Origin of the sequence: Cupriavidus consociatus (assembly GCF_017814975.1) — a bacterium.
In the GTDB taxonomy this organism is placed as follows: domain Bacteria; phylum Pseudomonadota; class Gammaproteobacteria; order Burkholderiales; family Burkholderiaceae; genus Cupriavidus; species Cupriavidus consociatus.
Genome location: NZ_JAGIQA010000015.1, coordinates 133,061 through 157,660, shown reverse-complemented (window position 1 = coordinate 157,660; position 24,600 = coordinate 133,061). Strand labels below are relative to the sequence as shown.

Genomic DNA, 24,600 nt, shown 5'->3' with positions numbered 1-24,600 from the left:
TGGCGACGAGGGCAAGTCCGGATGTTCCGGGTGTCCGATCAGCAGTTGCCGGTGTTCTTACATTGGCGGGAAGTGCGCGTGGTTATCGCCATGCCTTCAAGCTGCTCGATCCGCCCCGGCTGGTTGGGCCGGGGCTTTCAGTCTTGTTAGTGGAGTTGGCGCTTCAGGTCAGCGAGTTCAGAATGCATCGAACTGACCGCATCCTTGACCTTTGCATCGAGACCGCCGGCCTGCTGGCAAGCGCGGTCTGCACGATCGCCGATCCGTTCGAGATCATCGACCCACTGCCGGATCCGATCCTCATCCTTGGACGACGCCATCTTCGATGCTGTCTTGCACTCCTTGTCGAGTTCATCCACACAGTTCATCAAGTCTTGTGGAACCCCCGCATCGGCATGACAAGTCCGTGATGTCTCGCTGATGGTTTGCTGCAGATGACTAAAACGTTGCTGCATTTCACTGGCTTGCAACATGATGCCCCCTTCGTGAACATCCATCCCCATGAATTCAGGCAGCAGATGACAGTGTGTTGCCCGTGCCATTGTCATTTGCCCGCAAGCGGCTAACAGCGCAGTTACATTGCGCCAAAGCGGCGGCGAAGCGCGCAAATGACACTTTTTCAGTCTAGGTCAAAATCGGCACCCCGCTCCGCTGTGATCCCGAAGATCCTGTTGCTGAAACCGGCACTGGCTACGGCATTACTAGGCATTCGCGGCGCCTGGTTCTATCGTGAACGCAAAGAGAGTTCCGTCGCTTGGGGCGATTTGCAGAGTACACGGCGCCTGCCCCAGCGACAGGATCTCAGCCATGGACCTGCGTAAATTGCGGAGGCTGAAATGCTGGAGAAGAAGCGGTCTTACAAGGGATTTCACGTGGCCCTGTTCGTGCCGGAGTTGATCGAGCAGGGCAAGCCAAACGGGCGCGTCCAGATATCTGCGGGCAATGAGGACATCGGCATCCGCTTTACGCCCGACTGGTCCCACCCGCCCGCAACGCAGAAGGAGGCAGAGGACTGGCTTTTTGCCTACGCCGCGGGGATTATCGATTGTGAACTGGCTGGCGGTTTCGGCATTGACCTCAGGAACGAGTGAGTCAGATCGGCGACGCAAGATCTGCGCAATGCCGGTTGGGCGACTGCTGGGCCGCGCCGGGATGGATCGGTTCGTGGAGCTTCTGCCCGTTGGACACGCCTGGGCGCGACAATGGTCTCAGGTACCGGATACGGTATGCTGCCGGCCCCGTAGTTGCCGGACTGTACGCGGCTCGGCGCATGCGGGAAGCGACGGCGCGGCGCTGGAATCAGGATTTTTGCGTCCCGCGCCTTACCCGTTCCAGATATTTCCCCGAAGCAACCTCGATGCGCACCGTGTCCCCCTCCTTGATGAACTGCGGAACGAGAACTTCCATGCCGTTGTCCAGCGTCGCAGCCTTGAACGTAGAGGTTTCATGCTCGTGCATGCCCGGTGGCGTGGATACGATGGTTAACTCGACAGCCGGGGGAAATGCGATGGTGACTGGTTCGCCTTCATAAAGCTGCACCGGGATTCGCATGCTGGGGCGAAGAAACTTTTGATATGCGCCCATGGTTTCCGCGGTAAAACTGATCTGCTCGAAGGTTTCGGGATTCATGAAATAAAAGCCGACACCATCGGTGTACAGATATTCCATCTCTTGGTGATCGAGCGCGACCTCCTCCAGTTTGTCGCTCGGGCGCAACCGCAACTCCTTGATGTGACCAGTTTTCAGGTTCTTGAGCTTGGCGAAGACAGCGCTTCCATGCTGGCCACCGCCTGCGTGGTACCCGGCACTGGCAACGATATGAAGTTCACCCTCAAGCATGATGACCATGCCCGACTTCAGTCCGGAAGCTTCGACCATTGGTGTCCCCGCCTGGGCGGCAAGATTCGCTTTCAGCCTAGCACCACAGTGCCCCTTCAACAAACGGCAGGCACCGGCTTTACTCATATAGCCATGGACTTCCCCCTTCGGCGATTGTGATGCAGCTTCAACACGCCATCATGGCACGTCGGTGCCAACTGGCGGCTTCCGCCGCAACCTCGGGACGGCGAAGTCCCGTCCATTCGATCCCATATTGGGAGCGCTGGCGGTGTGGCCCGTGCGGGTACGGCTTTGGCCTGGCTGAGCGGCTTGCCCGCGCCGTCGCAAGCGTGAGGCGCGCTGGCGGACTGGTGCCGTCAGAAAATATGCTTCATGCCCAGCATGGCCCCAAACTGGTTGCCACCTGGCTTCGGGTTGGATCCCGCTGCCCCGCCGCTCACTGACATAGCAAGCTGGCCGCCATTATCGATCAACCCCGCAGTCGCATAGACGGAGCTTCGCTTTGACAATGCGTACGTCCCCCGCACTGCCCACAGCATCGCCTTATTGTCGCTATTGTGGAAGCGCAGGTAGTAGACCTGGCCCGCGAGCGTCACCGCGGGGGTGATGTCGTACGCTGCGCCCCCCACCGCACACACGCGCCTGCGCGAACACTAGTTTGGATCGACGCCCGTCGTTCCGCACGGGCATTGATCTATGGTCGTTCATCTGTTCAGCCAACTATCGCGTCTGTGAAACCACATGAACCCGCGCAGTCAAACTCGCAATACGATGCGATGGCGCGCTTGCATTCTCGTTCTCCCCATAGAAGAACGTGGGGCAAGGGGCGAGATGCCTCAGGAAGGGCTGGACGTCCCGGCTTCCGATGCATATCTTCGATCGCTCCGAGGCCGCACCGAGCAGAACCTCTCTCGCCGCCTGGTCTGCCTTGTCCAGCCCCACGGCACGTGCTCGCTGATCGGTGAGATCATCGTCGACCAAGACATAGCGTCCGGGCAGCAGGTGAGACAGCATGAAATCACTCAGCGCTTCCTGCACCGAGATTGATAGGCCGAATAATCTCTTGGGCATGTTGGAGGGATTGATGCCGCCCCAATCGTAGGTTCCTCCCTCGCGATTGCGGCGCGGATTCACAGTGAACTTCGATGACATCGTGCCAATCGCCATGACGTGAATATCCGAGGGCGACCGAAGCAGGGAATACTGGGCTTCATGCACAGCTAACAAGCCCGGGGCATTGGCGTAAAGGCCGCCATCGACAAACTGATTATTATTGAACGTATAGCGTGCGAAATAGGCCGGCGCGGCGCTGGTGGCCATCGCGATGTCCACGATCCGGAACTTATGGTCCCGCTTGAAATTGAGGTGGTGCGGCGTCTTGAAGATTTGAGGGCGTCCCGTGGAGTAATTGATTGCAGGAATGACGACCCGATGCGCGCAAGACCCTAACAGGCGTTCGCCGAACATGTGGCTATCGGAGAGCAGTTCCACCAGATGACGCGAAGAGAACGGGGCCCGCCAAAGACCAGCAAGCGACCAGCGCCGCTTGAAGATCTTCTCCCCATACTCTGTCAGCAGGGCGACAATGCGGCTCGCCGGAACTTCGAGCGCCAGAGCCAGGGCTATGACTCCGCCAATCGAGGTCCCGGCAATCAGGTCAAATCGGGTCGCAATCGGTGCACCGATTTCATCCTCGAAATCGGCAAGCAGCTTCGCCGTGTACAGCCCACGGAAGCCGCCGCCAGAGAGCGCGAGGATCTGAAATCTGGTTGGAGCCGGCTCGGCCAAAGAATTCCCCCTGCGAATGTATAAATCTACCGTTTCTCGACGGGTGAGAAGACGGGCTTTTAGGAAATGTCCCGGCGGGCGTCTCGGATCGAAAACCACGAGGCCGCATGGAAAGAGCGCCCGAGATGCCATGCGCATCCATACTAGACGACGCCTGAATTTTTTTACAACACCTTTCCTGCGCACCGTGAGCCGAGTTATCGACACAGGCAATTAGACGGGATTTAATTCTGATTTTCTTCACCACAGTCCTGTCACGAACTTATTGGTGCTTCGGACTCCGTCAACGGAACGACAAACGATAATAGAGCCAGCCAAGGCCAAAGGACGGAATAGCCCTTCCCAATAGAAGACGAGGAACGTGAAGGGCATTCCTTGCATGAGTGAAGTGTTGCATTAGCCACTCAGACGGCGGCGGCATTGCGCCGCCGGCCGGCTATCGAGCCGGCCAGCGTGTCCGATGGTTCGTCGTTCAGGCATGCAGCGGGTTCGGCTTCTCCGGATCGATCCCGTACTTGCGAATCGCTTCCGAGACGCGCGTGCCGGGGATGGTCCCCTCATCCGCCAGCGCCTTCAATGCCGCGATAGCGATCCAGTGGCGATCCACCTCGAAGAAGTGGCGCAACGCCGCGCGGGTATCGGAGCGTCCGAAGCCATCAGTGCCCAGCACGACGAATTTCTGCGGCACATAGGCGCGGATCTGATCCGCCAGCGCACGGATATAGTCGGTCGCGACAATGACCGGCCCCTGCGTATTCTTCAGCAGCCGGGTCACATGCGGAACGCGCGGTGGCGCCTCGGGATGCAGCAGGTTGTGTCGTTCGGCCGCATGACCGTCGCGTGCCAGTTCCGTCAGGCCCGGCACGCCCCACACATCCGCTGCGACGCCCCAGTCCTGCTGCAGCAATGCGGCTGCGGCGATTACCTCATTGAAGATAGTGCCGGCGCCCATCAGTTGCACCCTCGGGACGGATTCGGCGGCGTCCGCCTTGCTGAAGGCGTACATGCCCTTGAGAATATCCTGCGCAACGGTCGGGCCGGCCGGCATGGCCGGCTGCGCATAGGTCTCGTTCATGACGGTGATGTAGTAGTAGACGTCTTCCTGCTCCTGCACCATGCGGCGCAGGCCGTCCTGCACGATCACAGCCAGCTCGTACGCATACGACGGGTCATAGCTGATGCAATTCGGCACCGACGATGCCCACAGCAGCGAATGGCCATCCTCGTGCTGCAGGCCTTCGCCGTTGATCGTGGTCCGTCCGGAGATTCCACCCAGCAGGAAGCCGCGTGCCCGCATATCGGCCGCTGCCCAGGCGAGATCGCCCACGCGCTGGAAGCCGAACATGGAGTAGAAGATATAGAACGGCACCATGGGCTCGCCATGCGTGGAGTACGAGGTCGCGGCAGCGATCCAGTCGGCCATGCCTCCGGCTTCATTGATGCCCTCCTGCAGGAATTGGCCGGTCGTCGACTCCTTGTAGGATGTCAGCGTGCCGGCATCCTGCGGGGTGTAGCGCTGGCCGTCCTGGTTCCAGATCCCGATCTGCCGGAACAGTCCTTCCATGCCAAACGTGCGGGACTCGTCCGGTACGATCGGCACGATGCGCCGGCCCAGTTCCTTGTCCCGCAGCAGCATGCCCAGGATCCGGACGAAGGCCATCGTGGTCGACATGCCCCGCCCTTCGGGCGTGGCCCTGAGCAGCGCGTCGAATGCCGACAACGCGGGCACCGGCAGCGATGCGGCCTTCCGGCGCCGCGCGGGCAGGTAGCCGCCCAGCGTCTCGCGGCGTTCGCGCATATAGGTGAGCTCTTTCGATCCCTCGGGCAAGCTGATATACGGGACGTCTTCGATATCCGCATCCGCAACGGGCAACGCATACTTGTCGCGCAAGGCCAGCAGGGCCTCGCGCTGCACCTTCTTCTGCTGGTGGTTGACGTTGGAGGCCTGGTCCTGGTCGCCCATGCCATAGCCCTTGATGGTCTTGGCCAGGACCACGGTCGGCACGTCGCTGCCGCGCGCTGCCTCAGCGAATGCGGCAAAGACCTTCGCCGGATCGTGGCCGCCGCGGTCCAGGCTCCAGAGGTCATCGTCGGTGTAGTCAGCCACCAGCGCCTTCAGCTCAGGCGTATTGAAGAAATGCTCGCGCAGGTATGCCCCGGACTTCGAACGGTAGGTCTGGTATTCGCCATCAACGACTGCCATCATCCGTCGTGCCAGCGCCCCGCTCTTGTCGCGTGCGAACAGCTCGTCCCAGCGGCCACCCCATAGCACCTTGATCACCCGCCAGCCGGCTCCCAGGAAGATGCTTTCCAGTTCCTGCACGATCTTGCCGTTGCCGCGCACCGGTCCGTCCAGGCGCTGAAGATTGGCGTTGACGACGAAGACAAGGTTGCCCAGGCGCTCCCTGGCCGCCATGCCAATTGCACCGAGGGATTCGGGCTCGTCCATTTCGCCGTCGCCGAGGAATACCCAGACCTTCCGGTCGTCGGTCTTCGCGATGCCGCGCGCCTGCAGGTATTTCATGAAACGGGTCTGGTAGATCGCCATCAACGGGCCGAGCCCCATCGAAACGGTGGGAAACTGCCAGAAATCGGGCATCAGCCACGGGTGGGGATAGGAGGACAGCCCTTCCCCGCCGACTTCGCGCCGGTAGTTGTCGAGTTGCTTGGCATCCAGCCGGCCCAGCAGGAACGCGCGCGCGTAGATGCCCGGCGACACATGGCCTTGCACGAATACAAGGTCGCCGCCGTGATCCGCTGTGGGCGCGCGCCAGAAGTGGTTGAAGCCCACGTCATAGAGCGTGGCCGCGGAGGCAAACGAGGCGATATGCCCGCCGACATTCGAAGTCTTGCCGGCACGCACCACCATCGCCATGGCATTCCACCGGGTATAGGCGCGAATGCGGCGCTCGATCTCGCGGTCGCCTGGCATGCGTGGTTGCTGGTCGACGGCAATGGTGTTGACGTAAGGCGTGCCGCCCGAGTGCGGCTGCAATTGCCCGCGCAGCCGCGCATGGGCGATCTGCCGCTCGATGAGATAGTGCGCACGTGCCGGCCCGACGTTACCGAGGACGCCCTCCAGGGCTTCCAGCCATTCGGCTGTCTCCTGCGGGTCGTCGTCCCGGGGATCAATTGTCAATGCGATTTCGTCAAGTTGCGCGGCAGTCATGGCATGTCTCCGTCAAGGTATCCGGTGAGAACCAGTATAGGCTAAAACTACGACTTGTACAGTCGTAGTTTTAGCCTATCGATAGAAACTTCAGGAAACCCATGGACTGTTCATGTCTTGCACTTGACCGGAGACAGCGCTGAAGCAGCACACGCTCGCCGATCTGGTCCGCGCGCAAGATTTTTTCCGGATGCCTGTTTCGGCGCAGTCCACGCCCTCGCTTGCACTTCGATGGACGATTTAGTATCGTTACTACGACTACATTGATCGTAGTTTAACAAACGGAGTTCATTATGAAACCGATCCACTGGATCAGCGCACTTGGCATCACTGCGATCCTGTCCACCGGCGTGACCGCGTGGGCATCCGCTTCCGACCTTGCCTGGGCGACCAGCCACCCCATGGCTGCCGGCCTGGACCAGAAAGGCGTATCGGCGCAACCGGGCCACACCCGCAGCCTTGGCGACACGCTGATCGCCGGCCAAGACCTGAGCGGCGTTTCAGCTACGCCAAGCCACGCCGGCGAGACCGGCGCGGGGGATGAAGCCAGCAAGGCTTCGGGGCCGCCCAACAAATCGCTGCCTCGGCTCGCCTGAGCGTGTGCCTCCCGTGACGAAAACCCATTCCTGGCTGGAAGGCGGGCGAAAGCTTCCACGAAGAGCCGGGCTCGCACCATCCCGTCAGCCGCAACGCGAGCAAGTCCAAGCCCGCCAAGCTGCCGCAAGCCGAAAACCAGGGCTGCGCATGACCCGGACGCGGGCCGTCGCAGGACGGGGCCAGCGCGCTGGCCCTGCTTCGCCGACCTGCACAGACCCATTCATGGACACAGGAGTGAAGGATGTCCAAACCCATTGACAGCGGCTACCTGATCGGCAGCCAGGCGGCCGGCAGGGAGCCGCTAAGCCAGCCTTCACTGACACTACCTCGGTCCTAGAACGTCACTTGTTGCTGCAGCTCGGCGACCGCATCAAGCGCCTGCGGAAGGTCCGGAAACTTGGCTCCTCTGATATATTACATATCTGATAGGATTGCCGTGACGAATCGACGTTAGCCACCGGTGTGCGATTAGGGAAAGGCGCCGGTTAAACCGAGTACAGCCGAACATGACAACAATCATTTATACCCACACCGCGTGTCTCGAACACCGCCCCGGGCCGCACCATCCGGAGTCGGCCGAACGCCTGAGAGCCGTCGTGCAGACGTTGCGAAGACCGGAATTCGCTTCGCTGGAATGGCGCGATGCGCCGATGGGCACCGTCGAGCAGTTGCGATTGATCCACGATTCGGACTACATCGACGAGATCGCGCAAAGCGCACCCAGCCAGGGATACGTGCCGCTGGACGCGGGCGATACGGTCATGTCGCCGGGTTCGTGGGAAGCCGTCATGCGCTGCGTCGGCGCTGCTTGCGCGGGTGTCGATGCGGTGATTGACGGCCAGGCGCGCAACGTGTTCTGCGCGACGCGGCCATGTGGCCATCACGCTGAACCGGCGAAGGCGATGGGCTTTTGCATTTTCAACCAGGCGGCGATCGCGGCAGCCTACGCCTATGAGGTCCACAAACTCGAGCGCGTCGCTGTGGTCGATTTCGATGTGCATCACGGCAATGGAACCCAGGCAGCATTCTTCGACCGCCCGGAGCTGTTTTATGCATCCAGCCACCAGTCGCCGTTCTATCCCGGTACCGGAGCCCGGTCCGAGACAGGGGTGAACCACAATATCGTGAACGTTCCGTTGCCTCGCGGCTGTGAGTCTGCGCAGTTCCGTGCAGCAATTTCCGCCCTCGTGCTTCCCTCGCTAAGGGCGTTCGCCCCCGAACTCCTCATTGTCTCCGCGGGATTCGACGCGCACCGCCTGGATCCCCTCGCCGGCATGAACCTGGAGGACAGCGACTTCCATTGGATCACCAAGGAACTGATGCAGATTGCCGACGAAACGTGCGACGGCCGCATCGTATCGATCCTGGAAGGGGGCTATAGCCTCGACGCATTGGCCACGAGTGCGATGGCTCATGTCAGCGCTCTGATGCAGCTCGATGCCGAGTGATCAGGCAGCGGGGTTGGTGCAGGTCACTCACACCAAAAATGACGCAGTGGGTTGGTAGAAGTCATGGATTCGATTTCCCCGGTTGAAATCCGGAGCGTGATCGTCTGCGTCCCCCGGATGAACTTGCCACGCTCCCTTCCGCGCGAAGCGTGGCTTGTCGCGAGGCGAGGTACCTTGAGCGCACGGCTGCTGCCCGCCCACGGGATCGCCACCACGCGGGTGGTCAGAAGATATGGCGGATGCCCACGGCCGCACCGAACATGGACTTCTGCCCACTGGGCAGCGAGTAGCTGTTGCCCAGCGCCAGGCTGGTGGCGAAGCCGCTCGCCGCCGAGTCCAGGGTCAGGCCGGCGTTGCGGGTATACGCCGTGGTCAGGTACACGTCGGTCCGCTTCGACAGCGAGTAGTCCGCGATCAGAGCGATCTGCCACGGATTGGCGGCGTGGGTGTTGCCGCCGACATTCTTCAGGTTCTGGTAGTCATACTCCAGCGTGAAGTCCAGCGCCGCCGACACGCGGTACTGGCCGCCGATCCAGTAGAAGTCGTCGCGCAGGAACTCCCTGCCCGTCTGGTCCTTGTTCTGCCCCCAGCGGTAGCCACCCATCACCTTGCCCGCGCCGACCGAATAGCTGGCCATGACGGCCGCTTTCTTCAACGTGCCGTTGCTGGCGCCGATCGTCGGGTTCCACTGGTCGTAGGCAACGCCGAGGCCGAGCGGGCCGTTCATGTAGGTCACGCCCGCACCGTAGGCTGAATCCCGGCGGAACTGTCCGGGCACTTCGCCGTTGCCGCCCAACGTGGGAATACCGGGATTGATCTGCGGCAGCGTCGTACCGACGCCAAACGACCAGTGCGCCATGGCGGTCACTGGACCGAACGTGCCGGTGTACTGCGCCATGTTGTCCTCGCGAAAGTTCGCGCCGGCGATGACGCCCGCCGGTTCATACTGCGTGGCGAAGCGGGCCGGCACGAAGTTGGCCAACGACACGAACAGCGACGTGTACTGGCGGCCAAAGGTGACCTGCCCATAGTCCGACCTGAGGCCGGCAAAAGCCTGGCGGCCGAACATGCGCCCGCCCTGCTGCTGGGTGCCGGTATCGGCGTTGAAGCCGCTTTCCAGCACGTAGATGGACTTCAGTCCGCCACCGAGGTCTTCCGTGCCGCGCAGGCCCCAGCGCGATCCGGAGTAGCCGCCGGAGTTCTCGCGGAACACCGAATGGCCCGTACCGGGATTGAAGCCGTTGGCCGCCGACGGCACGACGCCGACCTTGTTGACGTATTCGAGGTTGACGTCGATCACGCCGTACAACGTTACGCTGGACTGCGCCTGGACCCCACCACATGCCATCGCGGCGGCCAGGGCAAGAAACGCTCTTTTCATCTACTCCCATCCTCCATGGTTCATCGTTTTCATTTGATTGTTCTCAGGCTCAGTCACTACGACTTCCGGCGCCAGGTGCGCGCTACTACAGGGGTGCCCCCCTTGGTCAACGATCTGCAGCCCGGACCTTTCGGTATGCGAGCCGGCCAGTCCTGATCAGAAAGGACGGTCTCCGATGATCGTTGCGCGGTCCATCCTCCGGTGGCACGGCGGATAATCCATGACGGCGTAATGTTGGGTCGACCGGTTGTCCCAGATAGCCACGCTGTTCTTCGTCCAGCGCCAGCGGACCTGATGTTCGGGGATGTATGCCTGCGTAACCAGGTAGCGCAGCAGATCGGCGCCGCCGGGACTGTGGTCCTGCCCAAAACGCACTCGGCCCGGCGTGTGGAAATTGGTGAAGTGCGTGGTAAACCCGTTGACGAACAGCACCTTCTCGCCGGTCTCTGGGTGGGTTCGCACCACCGGATGCTCGGCGTCAGGGAACTGACTCTTCAGCGCCAGACGCCGCTCGATTGGCATGGCGGCGCCAAAGCTCGCCTCGATGCTGTGACGCGCCCGAAGGTCGGCAATCTGCTCCTTGACGTGGGCGGGCAAGTTTTCGTACGCAAGCACCATGTTGGCCCACATGGTGTCGCCCCCGACGGGCGGGCACTCCCAGCACCGCAGGACAGCGCCAAGCGGCGGTACTTCGCGCCAGGTCGCATCTGTGTGCCAGGCGTTCTCGTAACGATCCGGCGGATTGGCCGGCGTCTTGTAGATCTGCACCAGCCCTGGATTCTCCGGGTCGCTGCCCGTCACGGGGTGATCCTCCAGATCCCCGAAGCGGCGCGCAAAGGCCACGTGCTGGGCAGACGTGATGTCCTGGTCGCGCAGGAACAGCACGCGGTGCCTGAGCAGCGCTTTGCGGATACCGGCGAAAAGGCCGTCATCATGGATCGCATCGGCCAGGCTGACACCAATGAGTTCTGCCCCGATCGCGCAGGTAAGTTGTTCAACTCGCATGGTCGATGGATGTCATTGGGGCTGGATGTTGAAGGTCTTCACGATGCGGGCGTTGCGATCGAAATCGGCGCGCAGATCGTGGCTGAGCTGGCCAAGGCTCTGCGGCTGCAGCGGCTCGAATCCGAGCGCGGCAATCCGGTCCTGCACGCCGGCCCTGGAGGCTGCCTTGTAGACCGCGGCCTGGATCTTCTCGGTCAGGTCTGCCGGCACCTTGGACGACACGAACACGCCGGTCCAGTTGCTGAAGTCAACGTCCGGATAGCCCAGTTCGGCGAAGGTCGGCACCTGCGGGAGCATCGGCAAGCGCTGCTTGCCGGCCACGGCATAGGCCTTGAGCTTGCCCGCCTTGAGGTATGGCAGCGACGTCACCATGCCGTCATACATCACGGCGATCTGCCCGCCCATCACCTGCGTCAGGGCCGGTGGCGATCCAGGAAACGGGATGTTCTGGAGATCCATCCCCGCCTTCTGGTTCATGATCATGCCGGCGTACTGCGAGGCGGTGCCCGGGCCGTAGGTGGCGAAACTCAGGTTGCCCGGATGCGCCTTCACGTAGCTGATCAGCCCCGGCAGGTCCTTGGCCGGCAGGCCGGGGGCGCTGACGAGCAGCAGGGTCGACCTGGCCGCGGCGGCAACGGGCTTCACGTCCTTCATCGGATCGTAGGGCACCTTCATCACGTGGGGGATTTCCGCAAACACGTTGGTCGCCGACACCAGAATGGTCTGGCCATCGGGCGGCGCCGCCAGCATTGCGCCGACCGCGATGGCGCCGCCGGCACCCGGCTTGTTGTCGACGACCACGGGCTGGCCCAGCTCTGCCGTGAGTTGTTCGGACAGTATGCGGGCCATCACGTCCATCGTGCCGCCGGCAGGTGCTGGCACCAGTACGCGCACCGGCTTGCTGGTCCACGCCATGGCGGCGGGCATGGCAAGAGCAAGAATCGTCGCTGCGGCGACGCGGCGCACGCGCAGAACGGCAGGTCGGTCTGACATCTTTGTCTCCATCTCGGTGTATCCAGCAATGTGAGCTTGCTTTCGAGGATGCAGCCGTCCCCCCACCCTCGCCCCGGCGAGGGTGGGAATGCGACTGCGGCATGCATGGGAGGGGACTACGGCACTGCTTTACGGCACCAGTACGGTGGCGCCGCTCGTCTGCCTGTTTTCCAGGGCGCGATGGGCCAGCGCGGCCTCTTCCAGCGCAAACTGCTGCTTCGGCGCGCTGGTGATCTTTCCCGCCATCACCATGTCAAACACCTCGTTGGCCATCGCGAGCATGTGCGAGCGCGGCGTGGCGTAGTGCACCATGGCCGGACGCGTGACCCAGAGCGAGCCTTTCGCCGCGAGCATGCGGCTGTCAATCTCGACGGGGCCTGACGTCGTGCCGTTGCTGACCAGCGTGCCGCGCACCTGCAGGCAGGACAGCGAGGCGTCCAGCGTCGACTTGCCGACCGAATCGAACACCACCGGGACTTTCTTGCCGTCGGTGATTTCCATCACGCGGTCGACGATGTTCTCGCGCGAGGTGACGATGACGTGCGAGCAGCCATTGGCCCTGGCAAGTTCGGCCTTCTCGTCGGTGCTGACCGTTCCGATCATGTTCACGCCAAGCGCGCGTGCCCACTGGCAGGCGATCAGGCCCACGCCGCCGGCTGCGGCGTGATAGAGGATGGTCTCGCCGCCCCTGAGCGGGTAGACCTGGCGGAACAGGTATTGCGCCGTCATCCCCTTCATGATGAGCGTCGAGGCGACGCGGTCGGAGACGCCGTCCGGCAGCGGGATCAGCCACTCCGCAGGCATGACCCGCACGTCCGAGTAGGCGCCCTGCGGGCCGAGCAGGTAGCCCACGCGGTCGCCCACGCGGATGTCGGTGACGCCGGGGCCCACTGCCTCGACCACACCGACGGCATCCGAGCCCAGGCCATTGGGCAGGTCGAGCGGATAGTGGCCGGTGCGGAAATAGATGTCGATAAAGTTAACAGCGATGTAGCTGTGCCGCACGCGCGCCTGGCCGGGGCCTGGATCGCCGACTTCCACGGTCTCGAGCTTGAGCACGTCTGCGCTGCCCGTCTCGTAGAACCGGATTGCTTTTGCCATGACTTGTCTCCTGAAATTCTTTTCATATTGCGTCTGAGCGCGCATGGGGCAATCCCAATGCCCAGCGCGCCGGCGACTACATCGCTGTCTTGCCGCCATTGACCGCGAGAATCTGGCCCGTTATGTACCTGGACCGTGCGGACGCCAGGAATACAATGGCGTCGGCGACCTCCTCCGGGGTCCCGATGCGACCCGCCGGGATACTCGCGGCAACTGCAGCAACTTTCTCGGCGCCGCCCGCAATGCGGTCCAGCATCCCGGTCTCGATCGGGCCAGGGGCAACCGCATTCACTCTCACGTTCGATCTTGCTGCATCGAGTGCTGCGGCCTTGGTCAAGCCTTCGATCGCATGCTTGCTGGCCACATACATCGGATTCTGCGCGTTGCCGCGGCTTCCCATGGTGGAGGAGAGATTGATCACAACGCCCTCTTTCTGCTCCAGCATGACGCGTAACTGGTGCTTCATGCTCAGGAACGTCCCAAGAACATTCGCATCGAAGGTCGCTGCATAGGATTCAACCGTCTGGTCAACGATCGACCCAGGCGAGCCTTCAATCCCTGCACTGTTCACTGCGACATCGAGCCGTCCAAAGCGGGTGACGGTGTGCTCGACAAGTTGGCGGACCTGCTCCTCATTCGCTACATCAGCGGGTACGAACTCGGCCTCGGCACCGAACTCCCGGAGTTGAGACACAAGTGCGGCGCCTGCGGTGGCATTGCGGCCGGAGCAAACCAGTTGTGCCCCGTCACGGCCAAATGCAAGCGCCGTTGCGCGGCCGATTCCAGATGTGGCTCCCGTAACGAGAACGACGGTACGAGTCATGACATTTCCTATTTGAATCAAGTCAAAACAGATCGATCCCGTTGCGGCAATTCAGGCTGGAGTCCGCACATCAACCGGATCGAGTCGTTGCCTGCGCCGTAGCAGGCTCAGGCTGCGTTGCGCAGCGGCACGTTCTTGACACCGGGCTTGCGGTTCGGGGTCATGCCGTTGGCAGCCAGGGTTTCATCGACATCGCTATACCAGGTGCCGATGCGGTAGATTTCCCGCGCTGCCTTGCCATCGGCGATTTCGCGGCCCAGTTCCCTGGCGATACGCACGGTCTGCTGGATCTGCTGCACCGAGGTGAAGCGATTGCCATGCTGATCGATGAGGGTGTCCTCAATGCCGCAGCGCACGTGCATACCCATTGCCAGCGCCATCGTGTTCCACGGCAGTACATTCTTGAACAACGACTCCGAGGTGATGGTGCAGCCATCCGGTGCACGCTGGATGAAGTCGAACAGGTTGTACGGATGCGGTCCATGGTGTCCGCCACCGATGCCGATGCAGGTCAGGTTCAGCGGCCCCTTGTAGAGGCCCCTGCGCACCATGCGGTCCAGCGTCTCGAGCGCATGCATCCCGACCAACTGAAAGTGCGGCTGGATGCCGGCTTCCTGCAGGCGCCGCAGGTGCTCTTCCGCCCAGGCCGGGCCGGCCGGAACAATCATTTCACGGTACGCGTCGTAGACGGCCGGGTTGGCCATGTGCGTGCGCTCGTAGAATTCCGGGTAGATCAACTCCATGATGTTCATCTGGATGGTGTTGAGTGCTACAGTCACCTGGTCCGGCTTGGGGTCGAGATCCGCCAGCGCGTGACGCGTGTCATCATCCAGCCACTTCGCGGCCTGGCCTTCATCCTCCGGTGCGAACGAGATCGAGCCGCCAACCTGGATGATCATGTCGGGCACCGCCTTGCGCACGCCGGCGATCAGTTCGTTGAACATGGACAGGCGCTTGGAGCCCTTGCCATCCGGCTCACGCACGTGCAAATGCAGCACGCTGGCGCCGGCTTCATAGCAATCCACTGCTTTCTGGATCTGCTCTTCCATGGTCACGGGGATGTCTTCCGGGAAGTCTTCCGGCATCCATTCCGGGCCGTACGGGGCCACGGTGATGACCACCTTGTCCATGTTCTCCGGGTGCAGCGAGTCATCCAGAAATTGCATTTCTATCTCCTTGATCAGAACTTTGGTTATCAGCGCCGCCACAGATCGTGGAGGCCGGATGGGGCATCAGTCGTAAATGGCTTGTCGCAGATGGACTGCTCAGAATGCAACCGCCTGCCTGCCTTTCAGTTGAAGCATGTCGCGCGTCTCATCCGGCGTTGCCACCTCCAGATTCAGGGACTTCAGGATCCCGACGATGCGCCTGACCTGATCGGCGTTGCTGGTGGAAAGCCGGCCCGGACCATCCCAGAGCGAATCCTCCAGCCCCACGCGTACATTGCCGCCCATCGCGGCCGCCATGGAAGCGATCGGCATCTGACTGCGGCCCGCGCCCAGCACGGACCAGTAGTAGTCCTTGCCAAACAGCCGTTCGGCGGTGCGGCGCATATGCATGACATCATCGGGATGCGTGCCGGTGCCGCCGAGCAGGCCGAACACAGACTGTATGAAGAACGGCGGCTTGAGGATGCCGCGGTCAATGAAATGCGCCGCCGTGTAGAGATGGCTGGTGTCGTAGCATTCGATCTCGAAGCGGGTCCCGTTGCCGGCGCACGATTCCAGGATGTAGCGAATCTCCTTGAACGTGTTGCGGAAGACGCGGTCTTCTGAGCCCTCGAGGTAAGGACGTTCCCAGTCGTACTTGAACACTGTGTGCCTGCCGAGCATCGGGTACAGCCCGAAGTTCATCGACCCCATGTTCAGCGAGGCGACTTCGGGCTTGAGTTGCAGCGCCGGTTGCAGCCGTTCCTCGACGAGCATGTTGGGGGCGCCGCCTGTGGTGAGATTGATGATGACATCGGTACGCGCGGCGATCTCCGGGAGGAATTCACGGAAGAGCGCGGGATCTTGCGAGGGCTGGCCATCCTCCGGCTTGCGCGCGTGCAGATGGACGATCGAGGCGCCGGCCTCGGCCGCACCGACTGCCGCGCCGGCGATGTCTTCTGCCGTGATGGGCAGGTAGGGGGACATCGTTGGCGTGTGAATGCCGCCCGTTACGGCGCAGGTGACTATGACCTTCTTCTGAGGAGCTGCCATGGCAACTGTGTTCCGTTCGTCGTCGAATTACGAAACAGTCTAGTAATCCTCGGCCCCCAGTTTTCTCTCATTTCACGACATCTGTATCTCATTTCATGACAGAATGGCATGACACCCGGGTTTTCCCCGCAGTGAACGGATCCAGGCAACACACTGACAGAGAGAGGCGATGGGCACACTGATTCGTACTGGCGTGATGGCGAACTATTTCAAGATTGCGCAGCAGTTGGGCCTTGAACCGCAGCCGTTGCTGCGCAAACTGGGGCTGACCCGCGAGATGCTTGCGGACCCGGAACACTGGATTTCCGGAAGTGGTGCAGTTACCTTGCTGGAAGAGTCAGCGCGACTCACGCAATGCCCGACATTTGGGCTGCGTATGGCCGACCTGTGGCAACTGTCCGATCTCGGTGTCGTGAGCGTGTTACTCACCCATCAAAGGACCCTGCGCGATGCGGTTGACACCTTGGTTCAGTATCGGCACTTGATGAATGAGTTTCTGGTCATCCGGATCGAGGAAACTGGGAAGAAGGTGATCGTGCGGGAGGACGTGGTCGCTGACGACGCCGGACCGTCGATACAGTCAGTTGAGCTGGCGCTGGGCGCATTGTCACGCCTGTTCAGCACACTGCTGGGTAGTTCCTGGCAGCCTCTTGGTGTCAACTTCACCCATGACGCTCCAACTGATCTGCGGTTGCACCGCCGTATCTTCGGCGGGAAACTGGAGTTCGCAAGCGCTTTCAATGGCTTGATTTGCCGGTCTGCCGACCTGGACTTGCCGAACCCTATCGCTGACCCTGTCATGGCACGCCATGCGCAACGCCTGCTTGAAGGTCTGCCGGGGGCTAACGAGCCGTCAATTGTCCTCGAGGTGCGCAAGACAATCTATCTGATGCTTCCGGCGGGACGCGCGACGATTGAGCAGGTTGCGCAGGGCCTGGGGATGAACGTGCGCACCCTGCAGCGCCAACTCGAAGGCGCTGGAAAGGTCTTCTCTGACATGGTCAATGGCGTACGGCGCGATCTCGTTATCCACTATATGGACAATAGAAGCTACTCGCTTGGGCGCATTGCCGAATCGCTTGGCTACTCCGCTTATGGCTCGTTCGTCCGGTGGTTCACGGCGCAGTTTGGCATGACGCCGACTCGGTGGCGCAGCACTAAGCCGGCAAATCTGAGGTAAGCCACGAACCGGCGGCGCCATGTTCCGCGTTCCGCCCGTCCAACCCGATTTCTTTCGCCCGCATCTGACCGCCGTGCGTCGCATTATCGAACTCAAGGGTGTCAGGCTCTTGCACGCAGTTGAGCGATGACACAGTCAACAGGCACATGTTTAACGTTTCAACCAGGTCATCGACATAGGACGGTATGCCCTAAGACTGGTTTGTCATGCGATCGACCAGGCGGCGAATGATGGGTGTGGCGACACGACAACCGGCAGCATGGTTAGCCAGGAAATGCTCCAGGAGCGTAGCCAGTGCTGAAAGAACAGGCCTTCTGCTGCAAACGGAATGCTTGCGATGGCAGCAGCGATGGAGCAGGTCCCTTGTACGGTACATGCAGCAATTCGATTTTGGCCTGCTCATGGGAGGATGTTACGAAGCTGACATGGCCATGCTCATCATGAGGATGGCAGTCGAAGGCTATGCTATCGCTTGGCTGCCGTTTAGCGCCGTCAAGGATGAGATCGACGCAGGCCGCTTCGTCCAAGCCGGCGGCGAGGAATGGTGTGCCAAGCTTCAGATTCGATCGTATCGGGCAATAGCGAACAGCAACCCCACCATGCAGGACTTATGGAACTCACTTGAGACCTCGGTGCCACCGTACGACGCGTCAGAGGAAGCTACCTGACATCCGAGACACTCGTCACTTCTCCCCGAGGACCACGGCGTGACGATGGCCGGAACGCAAATCGACGGGGCGAGCCCCACGTTCGGTCGTGCTCTCGAGGGTAGAATGCGCGGACAATTGGTGCGTTGTCATTCGGACGAAAAGAATGAATCTCGCAAGGATCGACCTCAACCTGTTGCGCGTCTTCGATGCAGTTTTCGAGGATCGCAATCTGCTGGCCGCGGGCAAGCGCTTGCATCTCAGTCAATCGGCAATCAGCCATGCGCTCGGCCGCCTTCGCGATGTGCTCCAGGATGACCTCTTCGTCCGCACAGCCAAGGGCATGGAGCCGACCGCGCGCGCGGTGGCGATGGCTATGCCCATCCGGAGTGCCTTGCGGCAAATCCAGACCGCGCTCGGTGATGAACCCTTCGCTCCGGCCAGCGCACGGAGGGAATTCGTGGTGGCCGCGAACGACTACATCACATTGATTCTGCTCAGCCGGCTGAGCCAGCGCCTGCGCGCGGAAGCGCCGATGGTCGACCTTGTGGTACGCCCCTCGACGAGACTGGATCTGGCCGGACAGATCGACATCGGCCGCATCGACATCGCCATCGGCATCTTCGCCGAGGTGCCTACACGATTTCAATCGATGGTGATCTGGAAACAGACGGAGGTACTGGTCACGCACCGTGATCATCCGATCGGCGACCGTGCGCTCACCAATGAGGACCTGTTGACCTATCCACTGGTCGCCGTATCGCTGGGTGGGCAGGAGGAAGGCGCGGTCAGCGGCTTTATCGTCGAACGCGGGCTTGCACGGCAATCGGAAATGTTCGACCGGCAGGCGCTTGAAGACGCCTTTGTGGGTTCAGCAAGTCAGCCGCGTATCCGCGTCGCAGTGGCGCATTCGCTGGCGATACCCGCTCTGGTTCGCCACAGCGACATGCTGGCGCTCATACCTTCGCCGTTGGGCCGCGAGTTTGAGCGCAATGGTGAGTTGCGAGTTCATCCGGTGCCCTACCCCACGCCGACGACGTCGGTACGGGCGGTCTGGCACGGCCGCAATGCCGAAGATCCGGCCTTGCAATGGCTGCGCAAGCAAATCGCCGATGTGGCGAGCCAGGTGCGAACCTAGTTCGTCCTGTTTTCTGCAAGGTCGTCTTGCACGTATTTCACCGCAGTCGGCGTTTTCCATGTGGCACCATCGGGGCACCATGCGCATCGACATCTCTGGTGCCACGCGGACTGGCTCTTTTCCGCAGATAGCGTTCGCCTTGTCAATATCGTGACACGATCGCGGCATGCAGCTCCGGTCGTTCGCCCCGCTGACATTCTGCAGCGTGCGCGCGTAACGCCCCGGCAATTCACATCGCTTCATAACTTCAACATGACAGTAAAGATCCTTGCATTGTGTGGCAGCGCCCGTCGCGGTTCCGTCAACCGAAAGTTGCTCGATGTGGCCGTGCGTGGCGCAGGCGACAGTGGCGCGGAGGTCAGGCTCGTATCGCTGGCCGATCATTCGTTGCCGTTTTATGACGGCGACTTCGAACAGGAATACGGCATGCCGGCAGCGGCAAGGGAATTGCAGCGGTTGCTAGCGGAGCATGATGCGTTGCTGGTGGCGTCGCCCGAATATAACGGCGGCTATACCGCCCTGCTCAAGAATGCCATTGACTGGATTAGCCGGCCGATGGCTACCGGCGAATCTGGCGTGCAGCTTTTTCAGGGAAAGGTCGCCGCAGTGATCAGCGCGTCGCCAGGACCCATGGGCGGCATCCGCTCCATGTTGGGAATGCGCGGCGTGCTGGAGAAACTCGGCATGCTGGTGATCCCGCAGGGATTCTCCCTGGCAGCAGCACATCAGGCATTCGACGCAGATGGAGGTCTGATTCAAAAGCCGGTAGAGACCGAAGTGCGCGCGGTGGGTGCCAGGCTTGTGGAGACGGCCCGGGGCTTGTCGAAGGCCTAGAGTTTAAGCGTTCGCACGGCCGCCGCCGTGCAATTTCTGCGGGCGGCGCGCCGGATGAAAGCGAGCCGCCCTTCCCCTGCCAGTCAATGGGCGTCCGGTGCCTTGACGTTGTAGGCAATCCTGCCTGCAGGGAGGAAGAAGAGCGCGATCACTGCGCCGCCCTTGGCCTCGGGATAATGATGACTGCCCGGTGCGGGGGCGGTCCATCCGCCGTAGCACCAGCCATTCGGACCAGCCAGCGCCGCGCCTTCATTGAGCGCCACCACCAGGTTGAATTCGCCATAAGGATGGGAGTGATAGTCGCCGCGGAAGGCATTTTCCGGGTTGCGCTGATCGTTATCGGCGCTGTCCATATAGACCGCGGTAATGCTGAAGCCGAAGGTCGCTTCCGACGGATCAACAAGGCGCGATCGCCGGTACTTATGACCCGCGATTTCCGTGTTGGCGGCCCAGCCTTCCTGCTCGACACCAATCCTGATCAGTCGGGCGAGATCCTTGTACAACGCGCTTTCAGGACCGTATTTCGTGTTGAGCCATTCCTCGACTTTGGTTCCAGTGGTCATGTCCTTGACCTCCTCAAGAAACGGAATGCAGCGAGCGATCAATTGCTCCCTGTGATTGGATGCTCCGGTGTTTGACATATCGTCCTCATGATTTCGGTTGAGCGCCGGCTCGCGTCGTCAACGATGACGATCGATGCCCGCGCAGCGGCGTACCGCCTGCAGGCACGATGCCATACGGTGCGCAACAGCGGAAGCGACAACCGTTCAAGGTGAAATTGCATATCGTGCAAGAGGCGTCTTGTGTGACGAAGGTTTCACCGTTCAATATCCATATGCACAGATTTCAATGACTCCTTCATCGCGAGCATGCGAGGAAGAAATTAGCGCTTATGTGGAAGAAAGAACGCCAACACGATCAATTCACGCTGGATTCTCTGCATCTTCGCAAGATTAATTTCACTGACAAAGGGTATGAACTACGCGCCGGCCTGCCCCTGTCCGGGTTGACCCTGTTGTCGCACGTCATCTGCATCCCTATGCTCCGCCCCGATGTCTTTCAGCTTCCAGCAGATGTCGACAATGAATCGACCATCTGTTTGTCGAGAGGCTCCATGAAGAATCATCCCCACAGGAGTTGTCATGAGTACTTACCAGAAACCGACATCGAACGTCATCGATGTCCAGCAATTCATTGATGAACATCCTTTTTCGCCATATCAATGGCTGATCCTGTTCATTTGCTTTCTGATCGTCGCTGCGGACGGCTTCGATACGGCAGCGATCGGCTTTGTCGCGCCGGCCGTCGCCAGGGAATGGTCCATTCCCGTTGGTGCGCTAGGCCCGGTGCTCAGTGCAGCCCTCGTCGGCCTGGCGCTGGGTGCGCTGCTGGCAGGACCGATCGCCGACAGGATAGGCCGGCGCTGGGTCTTGATCGGCTCGGTCTTCTTCTTCGGTCTTTGGACGGCAGCGTGCGTGGCAGCGACGGACATCTGGCAACTCACCGTGTTCCGCTTTCTGACCGGCATCGGACTCGGGGCGGCGTTGCCCAACGCGACGACCCTGCTATCGGAGTATGTGCCGGCGAAACGACGCGCATTGCTACTGAACATCATGTTCTGTGGTTTTACACTGGGGGCCTCGGCGGGCGGACTTGCCGCGGCCGCATTGATACCTGACTTCGGATGGCGATCTGTCTTCGTGATCGGCGGCGGTGTACCGATCGTGTTGGCAATCGGCCTGATCTGGTTACCCGAGTCGATCCGCTTCATGGTGATCCGGGACTGGCCGATCGAGCGGATTCGCAACGTACTACGCCGGATCGCCGACAATCCTTCTATCGCGACGTCACGCGTTACGGTTTCGGAGAGCCAAGGGAACGAGCAACACACGTCGATCGGCGCGATGCTCTCGAGGCCGTACCGATTCGGCACGCTGACGCTGTGGCTGGCCTACTTCATGGGGCTGCTGGTCTATTACACACTCACGAGTTGGATGCCCACGCTGATCCGCGAGGCTGGCTTCACGCTGCGCGAGGCAGCACTCGTTACGGCGCTGTTTCCTGCAGGTGGCGTGCTGGGCGCGCTGATCTTCGGCTGGGTGATGGATCGTTGGAATCCCTGCCGAACCGTTGCACTGGCCTTCCTTCTTCTCGGCGTCGCGGTCTGTGCAATGGGACAGGGAGCGGCCAATACCGGGGCGCTGGCGATTCTGACATTTGTGGCCGGCGTTTGTATGACGGGCGCGCAGATGTCGATGCTCGCACTGGCTGCGATTTTCTATCCCACCCACAGCCGCGCGACCGGCGTCGCCTGGATGCTCGGGGTGGGACGCTTCGGTGGCATTCTCGGTGCCATGGGCGGCGGCACGCTGCTCGCGGCCGGCTACAACATGATCTACATCTTTACGCTGATGGCCGCGCCAGCATTCGTAGCCGCAATGGCCCTGTTCGTGATGGCATGGGGCCGTCCGCGGCCTGCACTCGCCGGTGCTTAACCAGCCGTTGTGCAGCGGGTGCAATCTGCCCTTGCATATGTTTCACCGTCCGCTTCCTGAACGCCATGTCATCATGAGGAAGCCTCCTTGCTCGTTCTCTGCTCATGACAATTTCTCGAGACTCTCATCCCACAGCATCCATCGTCGACGGAATCATTCGCTCCCGTCGAGCCGTGAGATACTTCAGACCGGATCCGGTCCCGCAACGCATGGTCGAGGACATTCTCGACGTGGCGAGATTTTCGCCAAGCAACTCGAATATCCAGCCCTGGCATGTCTACGTGCTGGCTGGGCCGGAAAAAGCTGCGCTGAGCGAGAGGTTGAGACAGGCACAGATGGAGGATCGACATCCTCCATTGCAACATCTTCCCGACCCCCTTCCCGAAGAGATGAGGGTTCGCCAGGAGGCATTCGGATCGGTGTACTACCGGGCGATGGGAATATCCCGGAGCGATATGCCGCAACGCGCCAAGGTGACGGCGAGAAACTTCGATTTCTTCGGTGCGCCCGTTGGCTTGATCTTTGCAATTGATCCCTCCCTCACCAAGTTCAGCTGGCTGGACTATGGGCTGTTTATCCAGACGATCATGATTGCCGCAAGCGCCATCGGCTTGGCTACGTGTCCTCAGGTGTCGTTCGTGCGCTATCAGGACATCATCTCCAGGCACCTCGATTTTCCCGAAGGCTTCCAAGTCGTGTGCGGGATGAGCCTCGGCTTCTCCGACGACGAGTCGCTTGTCAACCGTCTCGATATGACGCGTGAGCCCGTCGAGGGCTTCACGCGGTTTCTGGGCTTCGATGCCTGAGCATGCAGTCGAGGAGAACTTATAACTGGTGACTCACATGACAAGCGCCCGTTATCCTGCCCTATCGCGTCCAGGCAACGTCGGTCTCACGTTCTTTCAGGCCCCGCACGCTGGGACCACTGGAGCTACTGTGGCGCACTGATCATTTCTGCTCTTGATTGATGAGCGATTTGGCGTGCACGGCGCGTTCGTGCAGGTGGGCGGTATCCGTACGGTCGATCATGAGGCTAAGCAACTCTGGCCTGTTGTAATGTCCAGCCGAGTCCATCAAGACCTTGCGCCGGTCGATCAACGAAAAATCAAGATCGGCGATGACCTCACCCTCACCCGAGCGGATAGGTTCGCCCAACAGCATGCCATCCGGTGTCACGATTGTGGTCAGGCAACCGCCAGAAATCGGCTCGATATCGCACCCCGTGTCCCGCATGATTTGCGCCTGCTGGTCAGGGTCCAACCACGCTGTTGCGTTCACGACGAAGCAGCCGGACTCCAGCGCATGCTGTCGGATATTGATTTCCATCCTTTTGGCAAATCCTTCGCCGAAGGCTGATCCCGGATACATGGCCGAATGGATCTGCTCGCCGTCGGCGATCAGCGCGTAGCGCGCGAGCGGATTGTTGTGCTCGAAGCATGCGAGCTGGCCGATTCGTCCGACCTTGCTGTCAACCGCGCGAAGGCCTGACCCGTCGCCCTGACCCCAGATCATGCGTTCGAAATGCGTAGGGGTGATCTTGCGGCGGCGCTGGATCAAGGTCCCGTCTGCGTCGAAAAGCAATTGCGTGTTATAGATGGTGCCTCCGTCACGCTCATTCACACCAATGGACACCACCATGCCGGCCTTCCTGGCCGCCTCGCCGATTGCGTCGGTGGCGGGAGACGGTACCGTCACGGACTGCTCGAGCAACCTGAGGTGCTCACTTCCGGCAAGAAGCTGAAGACCCGTCTGGACCGCTGAAAAATAGGGGTAGTACGGCACCACGGTCTCCGGAAAGGTGGCGAACTCCACCCCCTTCTCACCAAGCTCCTGGATCTTCTGCACGACTTTATCCACGGTTGCCTCACGGCTGTAGAGCACAGGGCTGATCTGGACTGCGGCAGCTTTGATGACTGTCATTCTAAAAATTCCTTTGGATCGGACGCGGCATCGTAGTGCCG

The 24,600-nt window shown here is 61.0% G+C and carries 22 protein-coding genes and 1 pseudogene; 9 read left to right on the top strand and 14 right to left on the bottom strand.

All coding sequences use genetic code 11. The annotated features are described in order from the left end of the window. Positions 1-146: 146 nt before the first annotated feature. The gene (locus J8I82_RS21235; protein WP_209760946.1) at positions 147-473 is read right to left on the bottom strand and encodes a hypothetical protein; all 327 of its coding nucleotides are present in this window, start codon (positions 471-473) and stop codon (positions 147-149) included. A 363-nt stretch (positions 474-836) separates the two neighbouring features. Between J8I82_RS21235 and J8I82_RS21230 the strand changes: the two genes are divergently transcribed. Next, positions 837-1,091 (top strand): hypothetical protein, encoded by a 255-nt coding sequence (locus tag J8I82_RS21230; protein WP_209760847.1) that lies wholly within the window; start codon positions 837-839, stop codon positions 1,089-1,091. A 208-nt stretch (positions 1,092-1,299) separates the two neighbouring features. Here J8I82_RS21230 and J8I82_RS21225 read toward each other — a convergent pair whose 3' ends face one another. The 4 genes and pseudogenes from J8I82_RS21225 to aceE all read right to left on the bottom strand — a co-directional run bounded on the left by J8I82_RS21225 (position 1,300) and on the right by aceE (position 6,796). Further along, positions 1,300-1,878 (bottom strand): elongation factor P, encoded by a 579-nt coding sequence (locus tag J8I82_RS21225; protein WP_209760846.1) that lies wholly within the window; start codon positions 1,876-1,878, stop codon positions 1,300-1,302. Positions 1,879-2,195: 317 nt separating this feature from the next. Next, positions 2,196-2,462, bottom strand: a pseudogene (locus tag J8I82_RS21220) (porin); the annotation flags it as partial. Positions 2,463-2,559: 97 nt separating this feature from the next. Continuing rightward, the gene (locus J8I82_RS21215) at positions 2,560-3,627 is read right to left on the bottom strand and encodes a CBASS cGAMP-activated phospholipase (protein ID WP_209760844.1); all 1,068 of its coding nucleotides are present in this window, start codon (positions 3,625-3,627) and stop codon (positions 2,560-2,562) included. A gap of 472 nt (positions 3,628-4,099) precedes the next feature. Next, on the bottom strand, positions 4,100-6,796 hold the full coding sequence (gene aceE / locus J8I82_RS21210) for a pyruvate dehydrogenase (acetyl-transferring), homodimeric type (protein WP_209760843.1): 2,697 nt from the start codon (positions 6,794-6,796) through the stop codon (positions 4,100-4,102). Positions 6,797-7,089: 293 nt separating this feature from the next. On the opposite strand from aceE, the gene J8I82_RS21205 reads away from it, so the two are divergent. Both J8I82_RS21205 and J8I82_RS21200 read left to right on the top strand, forming a co-directional pair. Further along, entirely contained in the window at positions 7,090-7,392 is a 303-nt protein-coding gene (locus J8I82_RS21205) for a hypothetical protein (RefSeq protein WP_209760842.1), read from the top strand. Positions 7,393-7,899: 507 nt separating this feature from the next. Then, positions 7,900-8,841, top strand: a complete 942-nt coding sequence (locus J8I82_RS21200; RefSeq protein WP_209760841.1) for a histone deacetylase family protein — start codon at positions 7,900-7,902, stop codon at positions 8,839-8,841. Positions 8,842-9,064: 223 nt separating this feature from the next. Here J8I82_RS21200 and J8I82_RS21195 read toward each other — a convergent pair whose 3' ends face one another. The 7 genes from J8I82_RS21195 to kce all read right to left on the bottom strand — a co-directional run bounded on the left by J8I82_RS21195 (position 9,065) and on the right by kce (position 16,345). Beyond that, positions 9,065-10,222 carry a porin gene (locus J8I82_RS21195; protein ID WP_209760840.1) on the bottom strand — a complete coding sequence of 386 codons (1,158 nt, stop codon included), beginning with the start codon at positions 10,220-10,222 and terminating at the stop codon, positions 9,065-9,067. Positions 10,223-10,378: 156 nt separating this feature from the next. Beyond that, complete coding sequence (locus J8I82_RS21190) at positions 10,379-11,227, bottom strand: TauD/TfdA dioxygenase family protein (RefSeq protein WP_209760839.1); 849 nt, start codon at positions 11,225-11,227, stop codon at positions 10,379-10,381. 12 nt (positions 11,228-11,239) lie between these two features. Further along, positions 11,240-12,220, bottom strand: coding sequence for a tripartite tricarboxylate transporter substrate binding protein (locus J8I82_RS21185; RefSeq protein WP_209760837.1), 981 nt, complete (start codon positions 12,218-12,220; stop codon positions 11,240-11,242). Between the two features lie 129 nt (positions 12,221-12,349). Next, on the bottom strand, positions 12,350-13,321 hold the full coding sequence (locus J8I82_RS21180; RefSeq protein WP_209760835.1) for a quinone oxidoreductase family protein: 972 nt from the start codon (positions 13,319-13,321) through the stop codon (positions 12,350-12,352). Positions 13,322-13,397: 76 nt separating this feature from the next. Then, on the bottom strand, positions 13,398-14,144 hold the full coding sequence (locus J8I82_RS21175) for an SDR family NAD(P)-dependent oxidoreductase (RefSeq protein ID WP_209760833.1): 747 nt from the start codon (positions 14,142-14,144) through the stop codon (positions 13,398-13,400). 107 nt (positions 14,145-14,251) lie between these two features. Next, positions 14,252-15,310 carry a beta-keto acid cleavage family enzyme gene (locus tag J8I82_RS21170; RefSeq protein ID WP_209760831.1) on the bottom strand — a complete coding sequence of 353 codons (1,059 nt, stop codon included), beginning with the start codon at positions 15,308-15,310 and terminating at the stop codon, positions 14,252-14,254. Positions 15,311-15,409: 99 nt separating this feature from the next. Continuing rightward, positions 15,410-16,345: a 3,5-dioxohexanoate:acetyl-CoA acetone transferase gene (kce, locus tag J8I82_RS21165; RefSeq protein WP_209760828.1), complete on the bottom strand. Its 936-nt coding sequence runs from the start codon at positions 16,343-16,345 to the stop codon at positions 15,410-15,412. A gap of 169 nt (positions 16,346-16,514) precedes the next feature. On the opposite strand from kce, the gene J8I82_RS21160 reads away from it, so the two are divergent. From J8I82_RS21160 to J8I82_RS21140, 4 genes are all read left to right on the top strand, one after another. Continuing rightward, positions 16,515-17,525, top strand: coding sequence for an AraC family transcriptional regulator (locus J8I82_RS21160; RefSeq protein WP_209760825.1), 1,011 nt, complete (start codon positions 16,515-16,517; stop codon positions 17,523-17,525). Between the two features lie 425 nt (positions 17,526-17,950). Further along, positions 17,951-18,193: a LysR family protein gene (locus J8I82_RS21150; RefSeq protein WP_209760823.1), complete on the top strand. Its 243-nt coding sequence runs from the start codon at positions 17,951-17,953 to the stop codon at positions 18,191-18,193. Positions 18,194-18,338: 145 nt separating this feature from the next. Further along, positions 18,339-19,310: a LysR family transcriptional regulator gene (locus tag J8I82_RS21145; RefSeq protein ID WP_209760820.1), complete on the top strand. Its 972-nt coding sequence runs from the start codon at positions 18,339-18,341 to the stop codon at positions 19,308-19,310. Between the two features lie 252 nt (positions 19,311-19,562). After that, the gene (locus J8I82_RS21140; protein WP_209760818.1) at positions 19,563-20,144 is read left to right on the top strand and encodes an NADPH-dependent FMN reductase; all 582 of its coding nucleotides are present in this window, start codon (positions 19,563-19,565) and stop codon (positions 20,142-20,144) included. An 83-nt stretch (positions 20,145-20,227) separates the two neighbouring features. Here J8I82_RS21140 and J8I82_RS21135 read toward each other — a convergent pair whose 3' ends face one another. Further along, entirely contained in the window at positions 20,228-20,785 is a 558-nt protein-coding gene (locus J8I82_RS21135) for a 4-hydroxylaminobenzoate lyase (protein WP_209760816.1), read from the bottom strand. Between the two features lie 501 nt (positions 20,786-21,286). Here J8I82_RS21135 and J8I82_RS21130 point away from each other — a divergent pair. Then, the gene (locus J8I82_RS21130; protein WP_209760814.1) at positions 21,287-22,639 is read left to right on the top strand and encodes an MFS transporter; all 1,353 of its coding nucleotides are present in this window, start codon (positions 21,287-21,289) and stop codon (positions 22,637-22,639) included. Between the two features lie 104 nt (positions 22,640-22,743). After that, complete coding sequence (locus J8I82_RS21125; RefSeq protein ID WP_209760812.1) at positions 22,744-23,445, top strand: nitroreductase; 702 nt, start codon at positions 22,744-22,746, stop codon at positions 23,443-23,445. Positions 23,446-23,587: 142 nt separating this feature from the next. Here the strand turns inward: J8I82_RS21125 and J8I82_RS21120 are convergent, their stop codons facing one another. Next, positions 23,588-24,559: a carbon-nitrogen hydrolase family protein gene (locus J8I82_RS21120; RefSeq protein WP_209760810.1), complete on the bottom strand. Its 972-nt coding sequence runs from the start codon at positions 24,557-24,559 to the stop codon at positions 23,588-23,590. Positions 24,560-24,600: the final 41 nt, after the last annotated feature.

What these genes read in the sequence shown, in the direction of transcription:
- J8I82_RS21175 (WP_209760833.1), bottom strand. Translation starts at nt 14,144, where the DNA reads ATGACTCGTACCGTCGTTCTCGTTACGGGAGCCACATCTGGAATCGGC.
- J8I82_RS21225 (WP_209760846.1), bottom strand. Translation starts at nt 1,878, where the DNA reads ATGGTCGAAGCTTCCGGACTGAAGTCGGGCATGGTCATCATGCTTGAG.
- J8I82_RS21170 (WP_209760831.1), bottom strand. Translation starts at nt 15,310, where the DNA reads ATGCAATTTCTGGATGACTCGCTGCACCCGGAGAACATGGACAAGGTG.
- J8I82_RS21150 (WP_209760823.1), top strand. Translation starts at nt 17,951, where the DNA reads ATGGCCATGCTCATCATGAGGATGGCAGTCGAAGGCTATGCTATCGCT.
- J8I82_RS21190 (WP_209760839.1), bottom strand. Translation starts at nt 11,227, where the DNA reads ATGCGAGTTGAACAACTTACCTGCGCGATCGGGGCAGAACTCATTGGT.
- kce (WP_209760828.1), bottom strand. Translation starts at nt 16,345, where the DNA reads ATGGCAGCTCCTCAGAAGAAGGTCATAGTCACCTGCGCCGTAACGGGC.
- J8I82_RS21205 (WP_209760842.1), top strand. Translation starts at nt 7,090, where the DNA reads ATGAAACCGATCCACTGGATCAGCGCACTTGGCATCACTGCGATCCTG.
- J8I82_RS21235 (WP_209760946.1), bottom strand. Translation starts at nt 473, where the DNA reads ATGTTGCAAGCCAGTGAAATGCAGCAACGTTTTAGTCATCTGCAGCAA.
- J8I82_RS21145 (WP_209760820.1), top strand. Translation starts at nt 18,339, where the DNA reads ATGAATCTCGCAAGGATCGACCTCAACCTGTTGCGCGTCTTCGATGCA.
- J8I82_RS21230 (WP_209760847.1), top strand. Translation starts at nt 837, where the DNA reads ATGCTGGAGAAGAAGCGGTCTTACAAGGGATTTCACGTGGCCCTGTTC.
- aceE (WP_209760843.1), bottom strand. Translation starts at nt 6,796, where the DNA reads ATGACTGCCGCGCAACTTGACGAAATCGCATTGACAATTGATCCCCGG.
- J8I82_RS21130 (WP_209760814.1), top strand. Translation starts at nt 21,287, where the DNA reads ATGAGTACTTACCAGAAACCGACATCGAACGTCATCGATGTCCAGCAA.
- J8I82_RS21180 (WP_209760835.1), bottom strand. Translation starts at nt 13,321, where the DNA reads ATGGCAAAAGCAATCCGGTTCTACGAGACGGGCAGCGCAGACGTGCTC.
- J8I82_RS21195 (WP_209760840.1), bottom strand. Translation starts at nt 10,222, where the DNA reads ATGAAAAGAGCGTTTCTTGCCCTGGCCGCCGCGATGGCATGTGGTGGG.
- J8I82_RS21140 (WP_209760818.1), top strand. Translation starts at nt 19,563, where the DNA reads ATGACAGTAAAGATCCTTGCATTGTGTGGCAGCGCCCGTCGCGGTTCC.
- J8I82_RS21120 (WP_209760810.1), bottom strand. Translation starts at nt 24,559, where the DNA reads ATGACAGTCATCAAAGCTGCCGCAGTCCAGATCAGCCCTGTGCTCTAC.
- J8I82_RS21185 (WP_209760837.1), bottom strand. Translation starts at nt 12,220, where the DNA reads ATGTCAGACCGACCTGCCGTTCTGCGCGTGCGCCGCGTCGCCGCAGCG.
- J8I82_RS21160 (WP_209760825.1), top strand. Translation starts at nt 16,515, where the DNA reads ATGGGCACACTGATTCGTACTGGCGTGATGGCGAACTATTTCAAGATT.
- J8I82_RS21125 (WP_209760812.1), top strand. Translation starts at nt 22,744, where the DNA reads ATGACAATTTCTCGAGACTCTCATCCCACAGCATCCATCGTCGACGGA.
- J8I82_RS21200 (WP_209760841.1), top strand. Translation starts at nt 7,900, where the DNA reads ATGACAACAATCATTTATACCCACACCGCGTGTCTCGAACACCGCCCC.
- J8I82_RS21135 (WP_209760816.1), bottom strand. Translation starts at nt 20,785, where the DNA reads ATGTCAAACACCGGAGCATCCAATCACAGGGAGCAATTGATCGCTCGC.